The organism is Dietzia sp. CH92 (assembly GCF_032248695.1).
Taxonomy (GTDB): Bacteria; Actinomycetota; Actinomycetes; order Mycobacteriales; family Mycobacteriaceae; genus Dietzia.
This window is the reverse complement of the sequence record NZ_JAVHXC010000005.1, coordinates 154,343-172,578: the sequence shown is the minus strand read 5'-3', so window position 1 is coordinate 172,578 and position 18,236 is coordinate 154,343. Positions and strand designations below refer to the sequence as shown.

The 18,236-nt window shown below is 69.4% G+C and carries 22 protein-coding genes and 1 tRNA gene; 5 read left to right on the top strand and 18 right to left on the bottom strand.

Annotated elements, in window-relative coordinates:
* Window positions 1-37 precede the first annotated feature (37 nt).
* Window positions 38-2,068 (bottom strand): cytochrome c oxidase assembly protein, encoded by a 2,031-nt coding sequence (locus tag RWK90_RS12055; protein ID WP_314037868.1) that lies wholly within the window; start codon window positions 2,066-2,068, stop codon window positions 38-40.
* A gap of 107 nt (window positions 2,069-2,175) precedes the next feature.
* On the opposite strand from RWK90_RS12055, the gene RWK90_RS12050 reads away from it, so the two are divergent.
* The 4 genes from RWK90_RS12050 to RWK90_RS12035 all read left to right on the top strand — a co-directional run bounded on the left by RWK90_RS12050 (window position 2,176) and on the right by RWK90_RS12035 (window position 3,848).
* Window positions 2,176-2,248: transfer RNA gene (locus RWK90_RS12050), tRNA-Arg, on the top strand.
* Between the two features lie 145 nt (window positions 2,249-2,393).
* Window positions 2,394-2,672, top strand: a complete 279-nt coding sequence (locus RWK90_RS12045; protein WP_314037867.1) for a hypothetical protein — start codon at window positions 2,394-2,396, stop codon at window positions 2,670-2,672.
* Window positions 2,669-2,974, top strand: a complete 306-nt coding sequence (locus RWK90_RS12040; RefSeq protein ID WP_314037866.1) for a hypothetical protein — start codon at window positions 2,669-2,671, stop codon at window positions 2,972-2,974. The genes RWK90_RS12045 and RWK90_RS12040 overlap by 4 nt, the downstream gene beginning before the upstream one ends.
* Window positions 2,975-3,362: 388 nt before the next feature.
* The gene (locus RWK90_RS12035; RefSeq protein ID WP_314037865.1) at window positions 3,363-3,848 is read left to right on the top strand and encodes a hypothetical protein; all 486 of its coding nucleotides are present in this window, start codon (window positions 3,363-3,365) and stop codon (window positions 3,846-3,848) included.
* Window positions 3,849-4,274: 426 nt separating this feature from the next.
* Here the strand turns inward: RWK90_RS12035 and RWK90_RS12030 are convergent, their stop codons facing one another.
* The 9 genes from RWK90_RS12030 to RWK90_RS11990 form a co-directional block, all read right to left on the bottom strand.
* Window positions 4,275-5,123 carry a phage major capsid protein gene (locus RWK90_RS12030; protein WP_314037864.1) on the bottom strand — a complete coding sequence of 283 codons (849 nt, stop codon included), beginning with the start codon at window positions 5,121-5,123 and terminating at the stop codon, window positions 4,275-4,277.
* 128 nt (window positions 5,124-5,251) lie between these two features.
* Window positions 5,252-5,722, bottom strand: a complete 471-nt coding sequence (locus RWK90_RS12025) for a hypothetical protein (RefSeq protein ID WP_314037863.1) — start codon at window positions 5,720-5,722, stop codon at window positions 5,252-5,254.
* Window positions 5,715-5,954, bottom strand: coding sequence for a hypothetical protein (locus RWK90_RS12020; RefSeq protein WP_314037862.1), 240 nt, complete (start codon window positions 5,952-5,954; stop codon window positions 5,715-5,717). The genes RWK90_RS12025 and RWK90_RS12020 overlap by 8 nt, the downstream gene beginning before the upstream one ends.
* Complete coding sequence (locus tag RWK90_RS12015) at window positions 5,951-6,127, bottom strand: hypothetical protein (RefSeq protein ID WP_314037861.1); 177 nt, start codon at window positions 6,125-6,127, stop codon at window positions 5,951-5,953. Before RWK90_RS12015 ends, RWK90_RS12020 begins: the two co-directional genes overlap by 4 nt.
* Before the next feature lie 115 nt (window positions 6,128-6,242).
* Window positions 6,243-6,530 (bottom strand): WhiB family transcriptional regulator, encoded by a 288-nt coding sequence (locus RWK90_RS12010; protein ID WP_314037860.1) that lies wholly within the window; start codon window positions 6,528-6,530, stop codon window positions 6,243-6,245.
* Window positions 6,527-8,587: a bifunctional DNA primase/polymerase gene (locus RWK90_RS12005; protein ID WP_314037996.1), complete on the bottom strand. Its 2,061-nt coding sequence runs from the start codon at window positions 8,585-8,587 to the stop codon at window positions 6,527-6,529. The genes RWK90_RS12010 and RWK90_RS12005 overlap by 4 nt, the downstream gene beginning before the upstream one ends.
* A gap of 2 nt (window positions 8,588-8,589) precedes the next feature.
* Entirely contained in the window at window positions 8,590-8,853 is a 264-nt protein-coding gene (locus tag RWK90_RS12000) for a hypothetical protein (RefSeq protein WP_314037859.1), read from the bottom strand.
* A 2-nt stretch (window positions 8,854-8,855) separates the two neighbouring features.
* The gene (locus RWK90_RS11995; protein WP_206474650.1) at window positions 8,856-9,056 is read right to left on the bottom strand and encodes a helix-turn-helix domain-containing protein; all 201 of its coding nucleotides are present in this window, start codon (window positions 9,054-9,056) and stop codon (window positions 8,856-8,858) included.
* A 251-nt stretch (window positions 9,057-9,307) separates the two neighbouring features.
* A complete protein-coding gene (locus RWK90_RS11990; protein ID WP_314037858.1) occupies window positions 9,308-10,462 on the bottom strand; it encodes a site-specific integrase in 1,155 nt (384 codons plus the stop codon).
* A 529-nt stretch (window positions 10,463-10,991) separates the two neighbouring features.
* On the opposite strand from RWK90_RS11990, the gene RWK90_RS11985 reads away from it, so the two are divergent.
* Window positions 10,992-11,501, top strand: coding sequence for a hypothetical protein (locus tag RWK90_RS11985; RefSeq protein WP_314037857.1), 510 nt, complete (start codon window positions 10,992-10,994; stop codon window positions 11,499-11,501).
* A 90-nt stretch (window positions 11,502-11,591) separates the two neighbouring features.
* Here the strand turns inward: RWK90_RS11985 and RWK90_RS11980 are convergent, their stop codons facing one another.
* The 8 genes from RWK90_RS11980 to RWK90_RS11950 form a co-directional block, all read right to left on the bottom strand.
* Complete coding sequence (locus tag RWK90_RS11980; RefSeq protein ID WP_314037856.1) at window positions 11,592-12,119, bottom strand: hypothetical protein; 528 nt, start codon at window positions 12,117-12,119, stop codon at window positions 11,592-11,594.
* Complete coding sequence (locus RWK90_RS11975; protein ID WP_314037855.1) at window positions 12,116-12,748, bottom strand: hypothetical protein; 633 nt, start codon at window positions 12,746-12,748, stop codon at window positions 12,116-12,118. Before RWK90_RS11975 ends, RWK90_RS11980 begins: the two co-directional genes overlap by 4 nt.
* Window positions 12,745-13,383: a hypothetical protein gene (locus RWK90_RS11970; protein ID WP_314037854.1), complete on the bottom strand. Its 639-nt coding sequence runs from the start codon at window positions 13,381-13,383 to the stop codon at window positions 12,745-12,747. The genes RWK90_RS11975 and RWK90_RS11970 overlap by 4 nt, the downstream gene beginning before the upstream one ends.
* Window positions 13,380-14,135, bottom strand: coding sequence for an ABC transporter ATP-binding protein (locus RWK90_RS11965; RefSeq protein WP_314037853.1), 756 nt, complete (start codon window positions 14,133-14,135; stop codon window positions 13,380-13,382). Before RWK90_RS11965 ends, RWK90_RS11970 begins: the two co-directional genes overlap by 4 nt.
* The gene (locus RWK90_RS11960; RefSeq protein WP_314037852.1) at window positions 14,128-15,219 is read right to left on the bottom strand and encodes an iron ABC transporter permease; all 1,092 of its coding nucleotides are present in this window, start codon (window positions 15,217-15,219) and stop codon (window positions 14,128-14,130) included. The genes RWK90_RS11965 and RWK90_RS11960 overlap by 8 nt, the downstream gene beginning before the upstream one ends.
* Complete coding sequence (locus RWK90_RS11955; protein WP_314037851.1) at window positions 15,200-16,327, bottom strand: ABC transporter substrate-binding protein; 1,128 nt, start codon at window positions 16,325-16,327, stop codon at window positions 15,200-15,202. Before RWK90_RS11955 ends, RWK90_RS11960 begins: the two co-directional genes overlap by 20 nt.
* 100 nt (window positions 16,328-16,427) lie before the next feature.
* Entirely contained in the window at window positions 16,428-17,147 is a 720-nt protein-coding gene (locus tag RWK90_RS17385) for a DUF445 family protein (protein WP_396230335.1), read from the bottom strand.
* A gap of 16 nt (window positions 17,148-17,163) precedes the next feature.
* On the bottom strand, window positions 17,164-18,153 hold the full coding sequence (locus RWK90_RS11950) for a TIGR03557 family F420-dependent LLM class oxidoreductase (RefSeq protein WP_314037850.1): 990 nt from the start codon (window positions 18,151-18,153) through the stop codon (window positions 17,164-17,166).
* Window positions 18,154-18,236 lie beyond the last annotated feature (83 nt).

Here is an 18,236-nt window from a genome sequence, read left to right as displayed (position 1 = left end):
GACCGGTGGGGGTCGACGACGACGGGGAGTTCGGTTCTCAGCGCCGGCGGTCGGCGCGGGCCATCTCCGAGAGCATCTCGTTGTAGGCCCTGAGCTCGGCGTCGTCGTCGCGATCGGCCTGTCGCTCCCCGCGCCGCGCCTCGCGCATGTCGCTCTGGTACCACTGCCAGGCCAGGGCCAGCATGACGATCACCAGCGGGATCTCCCCCATCGCCCAGGCGACGCCGCCGCCGACCCGCTGGCTCTGCAGCAGGTCCGGGATCCACGGCAGCCCGATGCCCGAGTACCACCGCTCCGCCAGCACCGTCGGGTAGTTCATGAGCAGGATGCCGAAGAACGCGTGGAACGGCAGGGAGCTCAGCAGCACCATCAGCTTGTACATGGGCGAGAAGTGCCGCGGGGCCGCGTCGACGCCGATGATCACCCAGTAGAACAGGTAGCCGCTGATGAGGAAGTGGACGTTCATGAACATGTGGCCCAGATGCTCGGAGGCCAGCGTCTCGTAGAACCCGCCGAAGTAGACGAGGTAGAAACCTGCCACGAACTGGACCGACGCCACGATCGGGTGGGTGAGGAACCGCGAGATGGGGCTGTTGATGAACTCCACCAGCCACTCGCGGGGGCCCGGCGGGTTGCCGCGGCCGGCCGTCGGCAGCGCCCGCAGCGCGAGCGTGAAGGGGCCGCCCAGGGCGAGCAACACCGGGACCAGCATCGAGATGAGCATGTGGCCCACCATGTGGCTGGCGAAGTCGGCCATCATGAACATCCCCATGCCCGAACTGGTCGTGAGGAAGAGGGTCACGCATCCCGCCACCCAGAACGCCGTGCGGCTCGGCGGCCACGAGTCTCCCCGGCGACGCAGGTGGATCAGGCCCCACAGGTACAGGCCGAGCAGGATCACCGAGGCCAGGCCCAGGACCAGGTCGAACCGCCACGTGCCGAACACGGTGGCGAAGCCGAACGGGCCGGGCAGTTCGAAGCCAAGCAGGGCCTCCTGGCGGGTGGGCACGTACAGCGGCGCCGGCGGCGGGGTGCGGCCCAGCGAGACGGACAGGCCGATCGTGCCGGCCATGACCACGGCCTCGGTGACGATGATCCGCAGCATCGTCGTGCGGTCGACGGGGGCGTTGGCGCCCGCCGACTCGATCCTCGCGATGACGCGACGCCGCATCGCCAGCCCGAACAGGGCCAACAGGCAGAGCACCAGGGCCTTGCACACCACCAGCAGTCCGTACGTGGAGGTGAGCATGTCGGCCGGGTGCAGGCGGACCAGCGCGTTGATGACGCCGGAGATGCCCAGCGCCACGATCGCCACCGTCGCCACCACCGAGTACCGACGCAACGCCAGGGCGACCCGGGTGCCGCCGACCCACGTGTGGGCGATCACCGCGATGAGGCCGCCGATGTAGAACGCGGCGCCGAACAGGTGGATGATCAGCGAGTTGGTGGCGATGTCGTGCGCGGTGCTGCCCGACGCGTGGCCCGTCGCCGCCACCGGCAGCAACGACAGCGCGCTGACGCCGAGCCAGATGACCGACCATCGCCAGCTCAGCGTGAGCCGCTGGCCGATGCCGGCGACCAGCGCGATGATCGCGGCCCAGCGCCACGAGGACGCCACGTCGATCTGGGTGACGGCCACCAGCCACTGGTCCGGCGGCAGCGACTGCCAGAACGTGCGCCCGGAGACGTCGGAGAGGGTGAGCGGGATGAGCAGCGCCGCCGCGACCGCCCACGCGATGTTGGCCCAGGACGAGACCTGCTGCATGCGGTAGCCGTCCACATCGAGCGTCCTGTCCTTCTGCGGCGGAGTGAAGAACGCCGCGAACAACGCGGCACCCACCGCCACCGACGCGAGGAGCTCTGCGATAGACCGCAGCGCCGGCAGCCCGGCCGTGGTGAGCACACCCGGGTCCGGAACGCCCACCAGCTCCAGGGCCACGTCCCGCGAGAGGGCGGACAGCGGGATGACCACACCGGCCGCCACCACCGCCAGGAGCAGGACCAGGAGGACGATGCTGCGGGTTCCGAGCCGCCCGCCCGAGGCGGGAACGGTCTTCGACGACGTCATGACCACCATCGTAGGAACCCGGGCGCCCCCGGGCCGATTCGCCACTGTCCGGCCCACCCCCCGGGATCGGTTACCATTCTCCCGGCGACGCCCGACGCGCGTCGTCTGCCTCCGTAGCTCAGTGGATAGAGCATCCGGTTTCTACCCGGCTGGTCAGGGGTTCGAATCCTCTCGGGGGCACAAGGTTTACGCAGGTCAAGCGGCATTTATGCCGTGCGATTCGCAGGTCGTGCAACTGGCGTACAAGTTGCCTTGTGTTGGTCAATAGAAATGGCCCCGTAGCGCGGGAACGCTCGGGGCCAGCGACCAAGACGAGGTAACCGTCATGGCCAACAGCCAGCATCCCACACCGCCACCGCTCACAGGCGACGACATCACTCACTTCCGGCGCATCATCGCCGGCGGACCGGGCAACGACCGGCAGAAGATCACCGTCGAGGTCGTCAGCCTGGTCGACAACGGCGAGGCATCCCCGCCGATCCTCTCGGTTCACGGCGAGCTCGACATGAGCCCCGACCAAGCCGTCGAGATTGCCGACGCGCTCACCGCGGCCCGCGCCGCCTACGCCGTGGCGCTCAAGGCTCACTGGGAGTCACTGCGATGAGCACCGTGACACGCACCCCCGGCCAGCGTCCCCACTGGTGCCTCGACGACCAGCCCGAGGAACCCATGACCGAAACCGCCACCGGCGCGGAAATCGTCACCTGGTCCCGGTACTTCGCACCCAAGGGCGTCTCGTGGGAGGTCGGCATCTTCGCTGAGGACCGCCTCTCCCTCGACGGCCTCGAGGCCGGCCCCACCGTGGTTCGCGTATTCGATCCAGAGTGCGACCTCACTCCCGACGAGGCCGAACGGTTCGCCCTGGCAATCATCGACGCCGTCAAGACGGCCCAGAACGCTCACTGAGCCGTCTCCGTCCAGTCGTGGCCCTCAGGTCCACGACTGGCGCGGTGATCGCTCAGCATGCGATCTAGGGCGTTCTCTGGACAGTTCCGCCCCTAACCAACTGTCTCCGGTGTGCACACCCACGAACCGGCGTGGGCGCTCCCTGCATGGTGTCCGGCCGGACATGCCAGGGGGTCACGACAAAGCTCGCACCCGTACGGGGCGGGCTACTCGTCGTGGGCAGATGGTCTATGCCGACATGGTGACCGGGCAAACTCTGGGGAAGGGGCAACTAGCGACCGATCCCCGTAGGGGATTCATTTGGCCGTAGCGGTGAACCACCTCGTCAGCGTTGCATCGTCTCCGGCGAAACACTCACCTGCCACCGTAAAAACAGTAACTTGACGGCATGAACAAAAGCACAGATGCGAATCGAGATGTCCCTGCGAAACTCTTTGCCCCTCGAGTCGGTCAAGCGCCGTATAAGGTAAGCGCGACACTCCTCACGTTCTTGCACGAGTCCCCCGATGCTGTGCTCGCAGAAGCGGAGACTAAGGATGGGTCGACCAACTGGCGGCTCTACTGGCTTGAGGGTGATGTCGTCGGACTCGTCGAGGCGTCCGCGGCGGTTGAGGGGTGGGCCAACGACACGCAAGATGATGTCACCCCCGACATTTCAGTCACGATGGTGCGACTATCGGCGGTAGGCGACATCCAGTTCGACGTTGCTCAGACCAGACTGGACCAGTGGGGCAGTGGACACCAGGTCACCGGGACAATGATCGTTGAGACTGGCGTCGATTCGATTCGTATCCCGCAGCAACCGTCAGGCACAGCCAAGGCCGACCAAGTGTCAGATTTTCACTCTGCACTCTTGGAGGCGTGGAGGGGCTAAGTACCTTCAGCGACTGCGCCCGGGACGGCCTCTGCGCACCGGTTGTGTCGGTGCCGTCCGTCCCTGCGAACCGTCGGTCCCCTGTGCATCGGCTCGCCACACACCGAACACGCGAGCATCCGCCGGCGGTCCTTCGACCGATACCGACACCGATCCGAACAGAACCGCTGCCGCGGCGACCGGGCCACAAACCCCGCCGAACACTCGTCACACTTGCGATCCATCGGACATCCTCACGTCGAATAGCGGCGAACTACAAGCAGCGCCCCACCAGCGGAAACGATCAGCAAGACCGTGTTTCGGGGGGACGGGGGTATTGGAAGCAATGCCGTGGGGGCTTCCGTGTGGCGTCGAGGGGTCACCCCCCACCCCCTGTGCGGCTGGTGACGCCCCCGACCGTTGTGGCCGGGGGCGTCGTGGCCGTGGTTACTCGGCCGGGGTGGTGAGCGTCATCTTCACGAGGGCGCCCTGCGAGGGGAACGCGAATCCGACGCGCATGGTGGCGCGGACGGCGACCCGGTCGGAGTCGAAGTAGCGGCTCGAATCGGTCTCGAGGCGGACGTCGTCGCGCAGGACGGTGAGGACGCGGCTTGAGTCGACGGCCCAGGCGGTTCCCGCGGTCAGGCTCGAGGACACGTGGACGGGGATGCCCAGGACCTGCCTCGAGGTGCCGGCGGTGGCGTCGGTGCCCAGCAGCGGCTGCGCCGAGCCGGTCCCGACCTTCACCTTGGCGAGTGCGAGCGCGTCGTCGGGATGCATGACGAACGCGGTGACGGTTGCGCCTGCGGCCTCGGCCTCGGCGAGAGCATCGGCGAACACGTCCACGCTCGAGAGTTCGCCGGTCGCGGTTGCGGTTGCGGTCAGGCTGCCGAGTCCGGCCGGGGCGGGGCTGGCGAGGTCACCGAAGAACGCGGCGTCGACCTGTCGGGCCATGCTGCGGGCCAGTCCCTCGCCAACGATCTGGGCGGCGGCGGGGCTCGAGTCCTCGGCCAGCTCTCGCGACAGGATGGTCAGGCCGGCGACCTTGGCCGGGGTGACGATGATCTCGTCGATGGTCGGATCGTCCGGGGTGATCTCGGCGCCCTCGGCGACCCATGCGGCGCCGGCGTCCTCGGTGACGACCGGGACGTGGAAGTTGGTTCCGGCGGTGCGGACGGTGGCGGCGACGGTGGGGTTGAACGCGAGCGCGGCGCGGGTGACGGGTTCGACGATGAGCGGCCCGTACTGCTCGGGCAGGATGCCGCCGACGTCGGAAGTGGTGGTGTAAAGAGCCATGAGGCTTGCCTCTCAGGAGTGCGTGAATGGGTGTCCCTGGTCCGGTCCTGCCGGTCCCTTGGTTGCCCTCCTGGGGCTGCGGTGACGGCCCGCGCTGCCCGCCGGGTGGTGGGCCGTCACCGTTGATTCTACCCTCTGCCGGGTCGGATCACGTCGGACCATGAGGCGGTGACGGTGTCCCCGGTTGCGGTGGCGCCGGATGCTCGCCCGCCCCGCCTGTATCCCTGCGGTTTGATGCCGAACCGGTCGCGGGTGGCGCGGACCGCCTCGGTGACGGCGTCGAGGTCGAGCCGGCCGGTGTCGTCGACGAGGGTGTCGAGGTCAGGTTCCGCGGCCCAGAACGCATCCGACTTGATGCCGAACCGTGCGACCTCGGTTTCGACGAGTGCCCGCCGTAGGTCGGTGACGTGGGCGGCGAGCTCGTCGGCGCGGGCGGTCGCTTGGTCGCGTGCCGCCTCGGCTTCCTTGGCGCGGTGCCGGTACTTGGCGGCCTCGTGGTTGGGGTTGTCGGGCTCGTCGTCGTGCTGGTCGACGTCGGGGGCCTGGTCCTCGAGGACAGTGTCGGGGGCGTCGAGGGTGGGGTCGGTGGTCTCACTCATGGTGGTTCCCTTCTGGGGGTTCGATGCCGAGTAGCAGCGGGCTAACGGCGAGGGTTTCGGTGGTGGTGGTGACGCCGTGGGCGTCGAGTTCGGTGACGGTGACCTCGGTGTGCTGGGCGAGTTCCCAGCCGGTTGCGAGGTCGACGCGGTCGGTGGCCGGTGGTCGGGTTCGGCGGTCGGCCCGGTCGGCGATGAGCCGGCGTAGGTCGTTGATGTCGTGCTCGTCGGTCATTCGGTTCCCTTCTCGACGGTGTCGACGAGGGCGTCGGCGAGTCGGCGGGCGTCCCTCGGTGACAGGTGGACATGCACGTTGCCGATGGACAGGCGGGCGCCCTTGCTGGTGGGTTCGACGTTGAGGTCGGCGAACCGGGGGGCGATCCTCACGCGGGTGATGTGGCTGGTCATCATTTCTTCCCCTTGCGTCGGCGGCGGCGTCGGTCGCGGGCCTTGTGTGTGGGCCAGGTGTCGCCGTTGCGGACCGGTGCCCGGTACGTGGCGATGAGCCTGAGCTTGTAGTCGTTCACTGGGCGGTTCCCTTCTGGTGGGTGCGGACCGGTCGGCCGCGGTGGTCGTAGGGGACCCCGGCCCAGATTCCGGCGCGTTGGTTGGGGCGGGCGTTGCCGGCGTAGTCGCGGCACTTGGTGAGGATCGGGCAGGTTCCGCAGATTCCTTGTGCGAGGGTGACGCGGACGCTGTAGTCCTCGGCGGCCTCGTCGTCCCGGCGGGGGTCGAACAGTTGCCACCGGCCCAGGCAGGCGGCGCCGGTCCAGCGGTCCCGGCCGGCCAGTAGTTCGGTCAGTGGGTTCACGCCGTCATCCCGTCCGGTTCGGCCGCTTCGACCGGTTCGTCCGGTTCACCCAGGGGGGGTAAACCCAAACCGGACGTTGCCGCGTCGAGGGATCTGGCGGTGTATCCGCGGGTGCGGTCGTCGGTTGGCTGCCGCGTGGTGTGCACCTTGTACGCGCTCGAGAGCATCCGCCCCATGCGTTGCACGGTCAGCGCCCGCCCGTATGAGCTTTCAGCGCCCCACACTTCGGGGTGAGCGATGATGAGTCGTCGGACGAGGTCCTCCGATCCCACGAACGATTCCCACGGTTTCCACACCTCGGCGATGTGGTCGATGAGTGCCAGCGCCGGCCGCTTCTGCACGTGACCTTCCTCCCGTTCAGTCTTGAGTTCCTCGGCCTCGGTTGTGGCGAGCTCGTCGACGGTGGCAGGCCAACGGCCCCCGGCGACGGTGGCGATGCGCTTGAGCGGTGACCAGCGTTCGCGGGCCCGGCCCTTGATCCCCTCGGGTAGTGGTGGCCTGTTGACGGCGACCTCGTCGGCGACGACCTCGGCCCACGCTGCGATGCGTGCGGCGAGCTGGTCGGCGTCGTCCTCGATTGCTTCCCAGTCGGATTCCTCGACGGTGTCGTCGTGGTCGCGCATGAGGACCACGCGGATGCACCGGGATCGGGTGTCGTCGGGCAGGTTCGGTGATATGCCGGCCATGAGGACCGGCGAGTATGTCGACATTTCCTGCACTTCCCAGCCGTCCTTGACCGGGACGAGGACCGGGCGGGTTCCGCCCCGCTTGTATCCGGTGTTGATGACGCTGAGCAGGTCACCGACGCCGTCCCGTTTCGGGTCGAGGTTGCGGTCGGCCTCGTCGATCAGCAGGGTCCGGGGTTCGCTGCGAACCATGCGGGCCAGTAGTGCCGCCGACGACAGGGCGGAAGCCTGCGAGGGGGAGAAACACAACCGGGCGAAGTGTTCGACGACGGTGGTCTTGCCGGCCTCGGGCATTGGCGAGTCGAGCAACAGCCGCGGGGTTGTGTAGAGCTGCCCCATGAAGTGCGTGTGCACGGCCCACAACGCGAGGATGTCGAGGTCACCGGGTGAGGTCGTGCGAACGTATCGGGCGAGCCAGTCGCGGACCTCGTCGAGAATCGGTTCCGTCCGGTCGACAGTGACCCCCTCTATCGAACCGGACGAACCGGTCGAACCGGTCGAACCGGACATATCGGGGGCGGTACCCCTACCGGACGAACCGGACAGACCGGTCGAACCGGACGAACCGGACGGGTCCGGTATGTCGCGGGGCTGGTCCATGCCGGCGGTCAGACCGGATCGGATCGTGGCCGCTGCCTCGTGGTCGTCCAGTCCGATTCCCCGCGCTGCGGCGGCGAGCTGGTCGGCGACGTCGTTGGCGTCGGCACCGGCTGCGACGACGAGGGTTCCCAGGTTGTAGGCGGCCCGGTTGAGGGTGTCGTTACGCGACCCTTCTGGGGCGCCCGCTACGGCGTCCAGTTCGGCGGCGAGGGCGGCAGCCCAGTATCGGCCCCCGCGCTCGTCACCGTTGATCCTGGGGGCTACTGCGGGCCTCTCGCGGACCACCGGGCGGCGCACGACCCGGTCGAGTAGGTGGGCGGGTAGGTCTGCCGGTTCGGTGTCATCCTCGAGGACGTACCGGCCCCCGTCAGGGTGAACACTCGGCGGCATGACGAGGTACCCGCTCGAGGTCTTGACGTCGATCCCCTCGGCGCCGTCGAGTTTTCCGCGGACCCGGTCCTCGATCCCCTCGGGTAACCATGCCCACACATGCCAGCCGCCCCCGCCGGTCTTGGTCCGATAGGTGGGCGGGAGGTCTCCCAGCGCGTCGAGCGTGCCACCGTGCCGGGGGTCGACGTCGAGGACCACGACACCGGCCGGGGGTCGGGCGGCGATGTTCGCGTCGGGGGTTGCGGTCCACCATGCGCGGATCGTGGCCGGGTCGGTGGTCGCGTCGTCTTTGCCGTGGGCAGTTGCCGGCCGCTTCGTGCGAGGGACGAGGGGGAACACCTCGAGCCCCTGGGCGGCGTAGGCGAGGGCGTGCTCGAGCATGGTCACTGGATCACCGCCTGCGGGGTGAGAGTGACCAGGACAAGGTACGCGTACTTGCCCCGCTCGCGGGCTCGTGTGACGGCCCGTTCAGCCGATGCGAGGGTCAGGAACAGGCGGCGCCGGTATCGGCCCTCACCGGTTTCGACGAGGACGGCGTACCCGGCTGCGGCGGTGAGCACACTGTCGTGGCGCGGGGTAGAATCGTCAGCAGTCGGATGGTTTGGGGCGCCCTCGTTCACAGCGGGGGCGTTCTCTTTTGCGCTCACGCTCACGCACCCCGCTTCACAGCGGCGAGGGGGCGCATCATGGCGTCGAGCTCGTCGAGGTCGACGCGGATCATGCGCGGCCCCAGGCGGTACCCGGTGATCCGACCCTCGGCGATCCATCGGCGGATGGTCTGGTGGTGGGCGTCGACGTACTCGGCAGCGTCGTTGATCGACACGTACCGGCGTTCTGGTGACTGAGACACAGAAACTCCCGTGAAACGGCAAAACGCCAAGCGGCAGCCACCTAGTTCGGTGTCTGTGCTCGGCGTCCCATGCGGGGTTCCCGTGTCTTACGGGGCTGTCTGGCCGTTCGTCGAGACCTTCATCGCGTGCCGTGCGGCTCGGCCTGGTGGCCGGCGATTCTCCCTCGACTAGCGTTCGACGTTATGCGCGGGCATTACTACCCGTGCCACTGAAGTTACACCCATGTGATTAAGTGCGCAACCGTGCGCTACTACTCCCCCATCATCTGAGACATTCGGGCCGCGATCTCGGCATCACGGCCGGCCGCAGCGTGCTGGTAACGCATGCTCATGGCCGGCGTGGTGTGGCCCAACCTCGACATGAGTTCCTTGGTTGTGGCACCGGCGCGGGCAGCGAGCACGGCGCCCTGGTGCCGTAGGTCGTGGAACCTTAGCCCCGGCCGTTCGATGGACTCGGCAGCGGCCTTGAACGTGCGGCGCAGGGTCCACTCGTCGAGTACCCCGTCAGCCTTGCCAGTGAACAACAGCGAGTCACGGCCCCTGCCGACGTGCCGCTCGAGATGGTCCAGCACGGCGGGCACGATGTGCGGCGGCACCGTCACGTCACGCACCCCGGCGTCGGTCTTCGGGGTCGAGAACACCGGCTTGGATCGTATGAACGTGACACCGCGGCGCACGTAAACCTCGGTGCCGTCCGGTGCCACGTCCCGGCGGCGTAGTGCGAGCACTTCCCCACGCCGTAGACCGCACCACGCGGCCAGCAGCACCACAAGACGAATCTCGTCGGGCATAGCGGCAGCGAGGCGGTCCAGCTCTCCTGCGGGCAACACTTCAATCTCGTGGACACGCTTGGTCTGGGACGCCCCGCGGATGCGGCACGGATTGGCCTCGATGAGCCCATCGTCGACGGCGGTTCCCAGGATGGTCCGCAGTAGCGCGTAACAGTGCGCGTTGCGGGTGGCCCCACTCCGGTCCCGGCCACCGTTCGGCGCGGACGGGGTAGCCACGAGGGCGGCGTGCCACTTGCGGACAACGGCCGGGGTGATCGCGGTCAGGTCGAGGTCTCCCAGTTCGGGCAGGATGCGTGTCTCGAGCTTGGATCGGTACGCCGTGCGGGTCGACGGTTTCAGGTTGCGTTCCTCGAGCCAGGTTCGGGCGTAGTCAGCGAGAACTACCGCCGGGACCTCTTCTTGCGCCTTGAGCCTGTCGGCCGGAGGAGTCCACACGTCGAGGTCGATCAGGCGGCGCTCGTGGGCGCACCATGCGGCGGCGTCGTCGTGGGCGTGGAACGTGGCCGGGGCGAGATGCTTTGCACCGTCCGGCCCTACGTAGTGAGCCTGGTACCGGCCTGACGGTAGTTTGCGGATCGCTCCGAATCCCCGTCTGGCGCCCCGCTTGTTTCCCATCGCGGCCTCTCTCGTGCAACTCGCATGCAAGACCTATCCGATCTTGTGTTCACTCATGCTATCGTATGCGCAAGAGGCGATAACGTCTCTGACCAGCACAATCAACTATCCGGGCAGGTCACGGCAGGTAAACCGGAACGGTTCACGAAGGGTTCGAATCCTCTCGGGGGCGCTGGTGTCGTTCTGATCAGAGGCACTTTCCCGCTCTGACGGCACTCGCCGTTAAGAATTCGCGGGGAGACGACCGCGAATCCCCCGCGACCGAGACCGTTGGCATTTGGCTACTCGGCCGCGCCGAGCCGGCCCTCGAGGTAGCTCACCCGTCGCTCAAGGACGACGACGACGACGGACATCGCCCCGTCGAGGAATTGCCGGGCACGGGGCAGGGCGCCTCCGTAGGACGCGGTTAAGAGGCATAAGTTCGTCGGGGTGAATTCCGCAGTTTCTTGTCGTTATAACCGCGCGGTGGATGGCCGGCTAGCAGCACGGCACGATTCTGCGTGTCGGAGGCTCGTCGTAGCCTCGACGCATGGATTGGGAGCTGCTGGTGGCGGGTCTGGCGTTCGGCATGAGCGGGCTGAGCTGGTGGGCGGCGCGGAAGTCGGCGAACGCGGCGGTGAGATCGGCTGACTCCGCGGGCGAGCAGGTTGCGGTGATGCGGACGCAGACCGAGATCCAGCGTGACCAGCTTGAGACGATGCGAGAGGCCAACAGACTGTCGCAGAGTGACCCTCCCATGCCACTGCTCAATATGCCCCGACTGCCGGAGTTCACCATTAGGCACAACCGGGGTGACGGGTACGTGGTCGCCAATAGCGGTCAGGGCACGGCGTACGACGTCGAGTTCGATCCCGGCAGGCTGGTCTGGCGTCCGAGCAACGAGCTGCCCACCGTCTGGGACAGCGCTCACGCCGAGTACGTCATCATCGCGGCCACGTGGGGGTCGGACCCGCTGGTCCGCGTGACCTACGCGACCGAGCCTGCTGGCGAGCGACGGACCCAAATGGTCGCGGTGCCCGGGAAGGGTCAGACCGGGTAGTCGTCGAGTCGTATCGTCGAGGCCTGACTGGCCCAGCAGCCGACACCGGTGAGGCGTCGGCCCCCCTCGACGCCCTCCCGGCGGCCCTGCTCACGGCCGCTCCGCGCCGACCTGTTCGTAGACCTGCCCCACGGGACGTGCGAGCAGCCGCTGCGCCATCTCGGCCTTGAGCACCTCCAGGTGTGCGTCCTCCTCCGGGGTGCGGTCGGGCTTGGCGCCGAGCGAGATGAACTCCTCGGTGACCAGGCCCTCGTCACGCAGGCGGAGCAGGACGACCCTGCCGCGGTAGGTGAACTCCCAGACGTAGCGGGCCAGGACCGGACCGCGCTCGGGCAGCGCGAGTGCGGAGTCGACCTCGTACCGGTCGTCGGTGACCGCCCGGAGCACCAGCTCCACGGCGTCGCGCCCGCCGGGGCCGGGGAAGGCCGTCCGGACGGTGACCTCCCGGCGTTCGACGGGCTCCGCGCCGTCCCGCCCGAGCAGCGCGACGGCGTGTTGGAGCGCGCAGAAGCCGTGCGCCACCCCGCCGGGGAATCCGGGGCCGTGGTAACGGTTGGCGTCCTCGATGGTGAAGTCGAGAGCGACGCCCGCCTCGTGGACGCGCAGAGTGCCGGTCATCGGTGTCCTTCCGAGGCCCATCGCAGGGCCGAGTAGAGCAGTTGGGTGGCGCCGGGCATGAAGCCGGAACCGTGGTGATAGACGGGGTCCATCGTGGTGACGAGCACCCTCCCGGGCGTCGAGGCCTCGTCGATGTAGAGCAGCGAGCCGTCCACCTCGCCCTCCGGGGTGTGCAGGTCGACCAGGCTCGCCGCGCCCTCGGGCGGGTCGAGCACCCCGTGGTAGTGCCAGGCCAGCGCCTTGTCGGCGAACCACGCGGCAGCGGGATGGTCGGTGGCCGTCCGGCGGATCCGGGAGTCCTCCCCGGTCCGCCACCACCAGAAGATGGTGGGCCTGACCTGCTCTCGGACGCCGGGCCACCAGGTGTCGACGCTGTTCTCGCCCAGGATCACCACGGTCGCCCCGGCCTCCGCGCGGGCACGAATCGCTCGCGCCCACGGGGTGAGCAGGTCGGTCCGGATGCGGTCGGCGACCACCACCACGTCGGCATCATCGAGATCGGTGGGCGAGCCGGTACGGGCGTGGACCGGCCGGATGCCGTAGGGCTCCAGCGCCGGGTCCGCCAGGGTCGCCAGCTGGGCGTGGCTGCCGCAGTGCAGCATCGCCATGCGCGGGGGTCGCGGGGTCACTTGCCCTCCAACCAGTCGAGGAGATTGTCACGGAGCGCCCCGGTGCCCCGGTCCTCGGACGCGAACGACATGAGGTCGTTGCCCGCGTGGACCAGGACCTCACCGGAGCCCAGCGGGAAGACCAGGTCGATCGGGCCGGCGATCCGGCCCAGGGTGTGCACGACGGTGGCACCGTGGGGCAGGTCGAGGTAGTAACCGCGCCCGTAGAACCCGGCCACACCCACCTGCTCCCGCTCCTGCGCGGACCAGCGTCCGGGTGGGGTGTTGTAGAGCAGGCCGGCCGGATCGACGCCGGCCCACACGGGGTGCTCGGTCACGCGGGTGAGCGCGAGATCGGCGGGCCCGCGGTACTCGGCTCGGCGCCATCGCGACAGCCCGGTGAGGAACGGGCGCTGCACGTGGCCGTTGACCACCACGCGCAGCCCGGCTCGGACGAGGTCGTCGAACTCCCCGCGGTGTTCGGCGAGGAATTCCTGGTCCACGTCCCCGGACAGGTACACGCCCGTCACCTCGGGGGTGCAGGAGTCGAACAGGTCGTAGACGTCCACCTCCCTGAGGCCGCCGCCGTTGTCGTCGTCGTACTCCTCTCCCCGGTTCGAGGGGCGCGGTGCCATCACGGCCTTGAGAACGGTCATGCCACTCCCCTCCCGAAGTCGGGGACGGTGAGCCGGCGCACCGCGCTCGGCGTGGCGACGTCGGCGGTGACGATCTGCACCCCGTACATCTCGGTGAGGAGCTCGCCGCTGAGCAGCTCGCGCGTGTCGCCGAGGTGACGGGTCTCCCCGTCGACCATGAGCATCGATCGTTCGGCGATGTGCAGCGCGTGGTCGGGGTGGTGGGTGGTCATCACCACGGCCATGCCCTCGTCGGCCAGCGATCGCAGCACCGCCAGGATGCGGGCCTGGTTGGCCAGGTCCAGCGCGGAGGCGGGTTCGTCGAGCACCAGGGTCTCGCAGCCGGACACCAGGGCCCGGGCGATGAGTACCATCTGCCGCTCGCCTCCGGAGAGGGCGCCGAAGTCGCGGTGCGCGAGGTGGCCCACGCCGACGCGCTCGAGCGCTGCCATCGAGGCCTCGCGGTCCCCGGCCGTCGGACTGGAGTACAGCTTGACCCTGCGGGCCCGGCCCATGAGCACCACGTCGAGCACGTCGAAGGAGAACACCGACTGGTGGGTCTGGGGGACGTAGCCGACGCCGCCCCGGGCGGTCACCGTGCCCGCGACGGGCTCGTGGACCTGCGCCAGGCACTTGAGCAGGGTGGTCTTGCCGCGGGCGTTGGGGCCGAGGATCGCCAGGACCTCACCCGGCTCCACCGACAGGGTCACGTCGCGGAAGATCCAGGGCCGGGAGCGCCCGTAGCGGAACGAGATCGCGTGGACGTCAAGCATGGGCCCCCCAGATGGCCGAGCGGTTGCGCAGCAACAGCACCACGAAGAACGGGGCGCCGATCACCGCGGTGAGGATCCCGAGCGGGAGCTCGGCGGTGCTCACGGTCCGGGACAGGGTGTCGATGAGCACGAGATACCCGGCGCCGAGCAGGCAGCTCGCCGGCAGGACCACCCGGTTGTCGGTGCCCACGACCATGCGGACGAGGTGCGGCACCACCAGCCCCACCCAGCCGATGACGCCGGCCACGGCGACGGCCCCGGCGGTCATGAGGGCGACGCAAGTGAGCAGGACCAGCCGCATCCGGCGGGGATCGATCCCCAGGGAGGCGGCGTCCTCGTCACCCATGGACAGGATGTTGAGCCGCCACCGCAGGGCGAGCACGACCGCGCCGGACAGAGCGATGGGCACCAGGGCGATGAGCACCTTGGAGTAGTTCGCCGAGGCGAGCGACCCCATGAGCCAGAACACGATCGAGGGCAGCTCGCTGTACGGGTCGGCGGTGTAGGTGACGAAGGAGACCATCGCGTTGAACAGGGCGCCCACGACGGTGCCGCCGAGGATGATCATGAGCAGGGAGCCGCCGGGGACCGCGCGGGCGATGCCGAGCACGATCACCAGGGCCAGCACCCCGCCGAGGAAGGCCCCGCCCACGAGGGTGGCGCCGCCGATGCCGGTGAGCAGGACCAGCACGCCGCCGAACGACGCGCCGGACGACACCCCGAGGATGTCGGCGCTGGCCAGCGGGTTGCGGAAGACCGCCTGGGTGACCGCGCCGGTGAGAGCCAGGCCGGCGCCGACGATGATCGCCAGCAGGACGCGCGGGAGCCGGACGTCCATGACGACCGTGTACTCCTGCGCGAACCACGTCTCCCTCAGCGGCAGGACCTGCCCGAGCAGGATGCGCACGACCTCGTTGGGCGGCACCGTGTAGCGACCGACGGCCAGGGCCGCGACGGACACCACGACGAGCAGGAGCGCGAACAGCCCGAGCGCCACCAGCGGGCGCCGCCGACGGGGCGCGTCGGCGGAGCGGGGTCGCTCCGCGGTGCCCGGCGCGACCGGGTCAGCGAGCGAACTGGTCATAGTCGGCCGAGCCCGCGTTGAGGTCGGTGCGCAGGACGCGGTCGATCTCGTCCTCGGAGATCTGGTAGGCGAAGAGGTCGTCGAATCCGGCGCGGATGTCCTCGCGGAACTCGGCGGTGTCCTGGCCCGGGTAGAGCACGTGGTGCATCCAGGCCCACATCAGCGGCGACTCCGCGCTCGGCACCTGCCAGCGGTACCCGCCGAGCGGGGTCTTGTAGACGCGCTTCTCGGCGACGGCGGTGACCGAGGCCAGGCGCGGATCCGCGTAGACGTCCTCGGGGGTCATCTCGTCGAAGCCGGACAGGAAGATCACCTCGGGGTCCCAGGTGAGGATCTGCTCGGGGCTGACCTGGCCGGAGTCGGAGACGAAGTCCTGGCTCACGAGCTCGGCGCCGACGAGGTCGAACTGGAAGCCGTCGTAGCCGGTGCCGGTGGTGGTGCCGTAGCCGTCCCCGGTGCGGGAGAGCATCATGGCCCGGGGCCGCTCCTCGGAGCGGGCGGCGACCTTCGCGCGCATCTCCTCGATCTCGTTCTGCTGCCAGGCGACGAGTTCCTCGCCCCGCTCGGGCTTCCCGGCGACCTGGGCGAACAGCGTGATCCAGGTCTCGAGATCCTCCTGGGTGCCGTACTCGAGCCCGACGACCGGGAACCCGGCGTTCTCGATGGGGTCGATCACCTCGGCGCCGCTGTCGCCCCACTGGATCACGACGTCCGGGTCGAGTTCGAGGAGCGTCTCCACGTTGGGGATGAAGTCGTTGCCGGCGATGGTCGGTGACTCGGCCGACGCCGGGAACATCGTGGCGAACATGCCGCCCTGGTTGGCCTTGAGGGTGGAGGAGTTGATGCCGACGATCCGGTCGTAGCTCCGGTCGACCGCGGCGAAGATCGACGGGGCGGGCATGACGGCGAAGGCGACCTTCTCGGCCGGCCCGTCGAGGGTGATGGTCTCGCCGCGCTGGTCGACGATCGACAGGATGTCCCCGCCCGCGTTCGTCTCCGATCCGGCCTCGGCGCGGGTCGAGCAGCCGGTGAGGGCGAGGGCGGCGACGACGCCGGCGGCGAGCGCGGACCTGACGGCGCGTCGTCGGGGTGTGGTGTGCGTTGACATGCGTTCTCCATCCGGATCGGCGGCGGACCCCGGTGGTCCCCGCCCGAACGGATCGGAACGTTAGCATAGGCATACCTAAGTAAGGCTGAGCTATCCCATGTCAACCCTGTTGACGCGCACCGACTCCGGCGCGGACGACCTCAGCCAGCCGCCTCGCGAGCGCCTCAGCCAGCCGCCTCGCGAGCGCCTCAGCCAGCCGCCTCGCGAGCGCCTCAGCCAGCCGCCTCGCGAGCGCCTCAGCCAGCCGCCTCGCGAGCGCCTCAGCCAGCCGCCTCGCGAGCGCCTCAGCCAGCCGCCTCGCGAGCGCCTCAGCCAGCCGCCTCGCGAGCGCCTCAGCCAGCCGCCTCGCGAGCGCCTCAGCCAGCCGCCTCGCGAGCGCCTCAGCCAGCCGCCTCGCGAGCGCCTCAGCCAGCCGCCTCGCGAGCGCCTCAGCCAGCCGCCTCGCGAGCGCCTCAGCCAGCCGCCTCGCGAGCGCCTCAGCCAGCCGCCTCGCGAGCGCCTCAGCCAGCCGCCTCGCGAGCGCCTCAGCCAGCCGCCTCGCGAGCGCCTCAGCCAGCCGCCTCGCGAGCGCCTCAGCCAGCCGCCTCGCGAGCGCCTCAGCCAGCCGCCTCGCGAGCGCCTCAGCCAGCCGCCTCGCGAGCGCCTCAGCCAGCCGCCTCGCGAGCGCCTCAGCCAGCCGCCTCGCGAGCGCCTCAGCCAGCCGCCTCGCGAGCGCCTCAGCCAGCCGCCTCGCGAGCGCCTCAGCCAGCCGCCTCGCGAGCGCCTCAGCCAGCCGCCTCGCGAGCGCCTCAGCCAGCCGCCTCGCGAGCGCCTCAGCCAGCCGCCTCGCGAGCGCCTCAGCCAGCCGCCTCGCGCAGCCGGGCGAGCAGCGGCTCGGCGGCCTCCTCGAGGAACCTGTCGAGGGTCGAGTCGCCGATCTGGATGAGCGCCACGTCGGTGTACCCGGCCTCCCAGTAGGGGCGGACCTTCTCCACGATCGCGTCGAGGTCGGGCCCGCAGGCGAGCTGCTCCCCCACGTCTTCGGGCCGCACGAACTGCGTCGCGGCGGCGAACCCGGCGGTGGTGGGCAGGTCGGAGTTCATGGCCCAGCCGCCGGCGAACCACCGGAACTGGTCGTGGGCGCGCTCGACGGCCGCCTTCTCGGACTCGGGGTCCCAGCTGATGGGGATCTGGGCGATCGCGCGCGCTCCGTCCCCGATCCGGGTCTGCCCCTCGAGCGCGTTCCACTTCTCGATGTAGGCGCTCTCGGGTTCGGTGGCGATGAGATGGTCGCCCAGGGGCCCGAGATGCGCGAGCGCCTTCTCCCCGCCCGCGGCCACGCCGATCGGGACCCGCGTGTCCGGCAGGTCCCACAGGCGGGCGGAGTCCACGCGGAAGTGCTCGCCGGAGTAGGTGACCAGTCCGCCGTCGAACAGTTCGCGGATGATCTCCAGCGCTTCGACGGTCATCTCGTGACGTTCGTCGACGGAGGGCCAGCGCTGCCCCACCACGTGCTCGTTGAGGTTCTCACCGGCGCCGATACCGAGCATGAACCGCCCGTCGGACATGATCTGCACGGTGGCGGCCTTCTGCGCGACGACCGCCGGGTGGTAGCGCAGGATCGGGCAGGTGACGTAGGTGCACAGGTCGACCCGTTCGGTGACGTGGGCGACCGCGCCGAGCACGCTCCACACGTACGGCGCGTGTCCCTGCGAGCTCAGCCACGGGAAGTAGTGGTCGGAGGCCACCTCGAAGTCGAACCCGGCCCGTTCGGCCTTGGCCGCGTAGCGCACGAGTTCCTTGGGGCCGGACTGTTCGGTCATGAGGGTGTATCCGAAGCGCGTCATGCCGATTAATCGTGCGCGCGTCCGGCCCTCGGCGCCACCGGTCGGGATCGCCGGACGGGGTGCCGGCAGGGATCGCCGGTCGG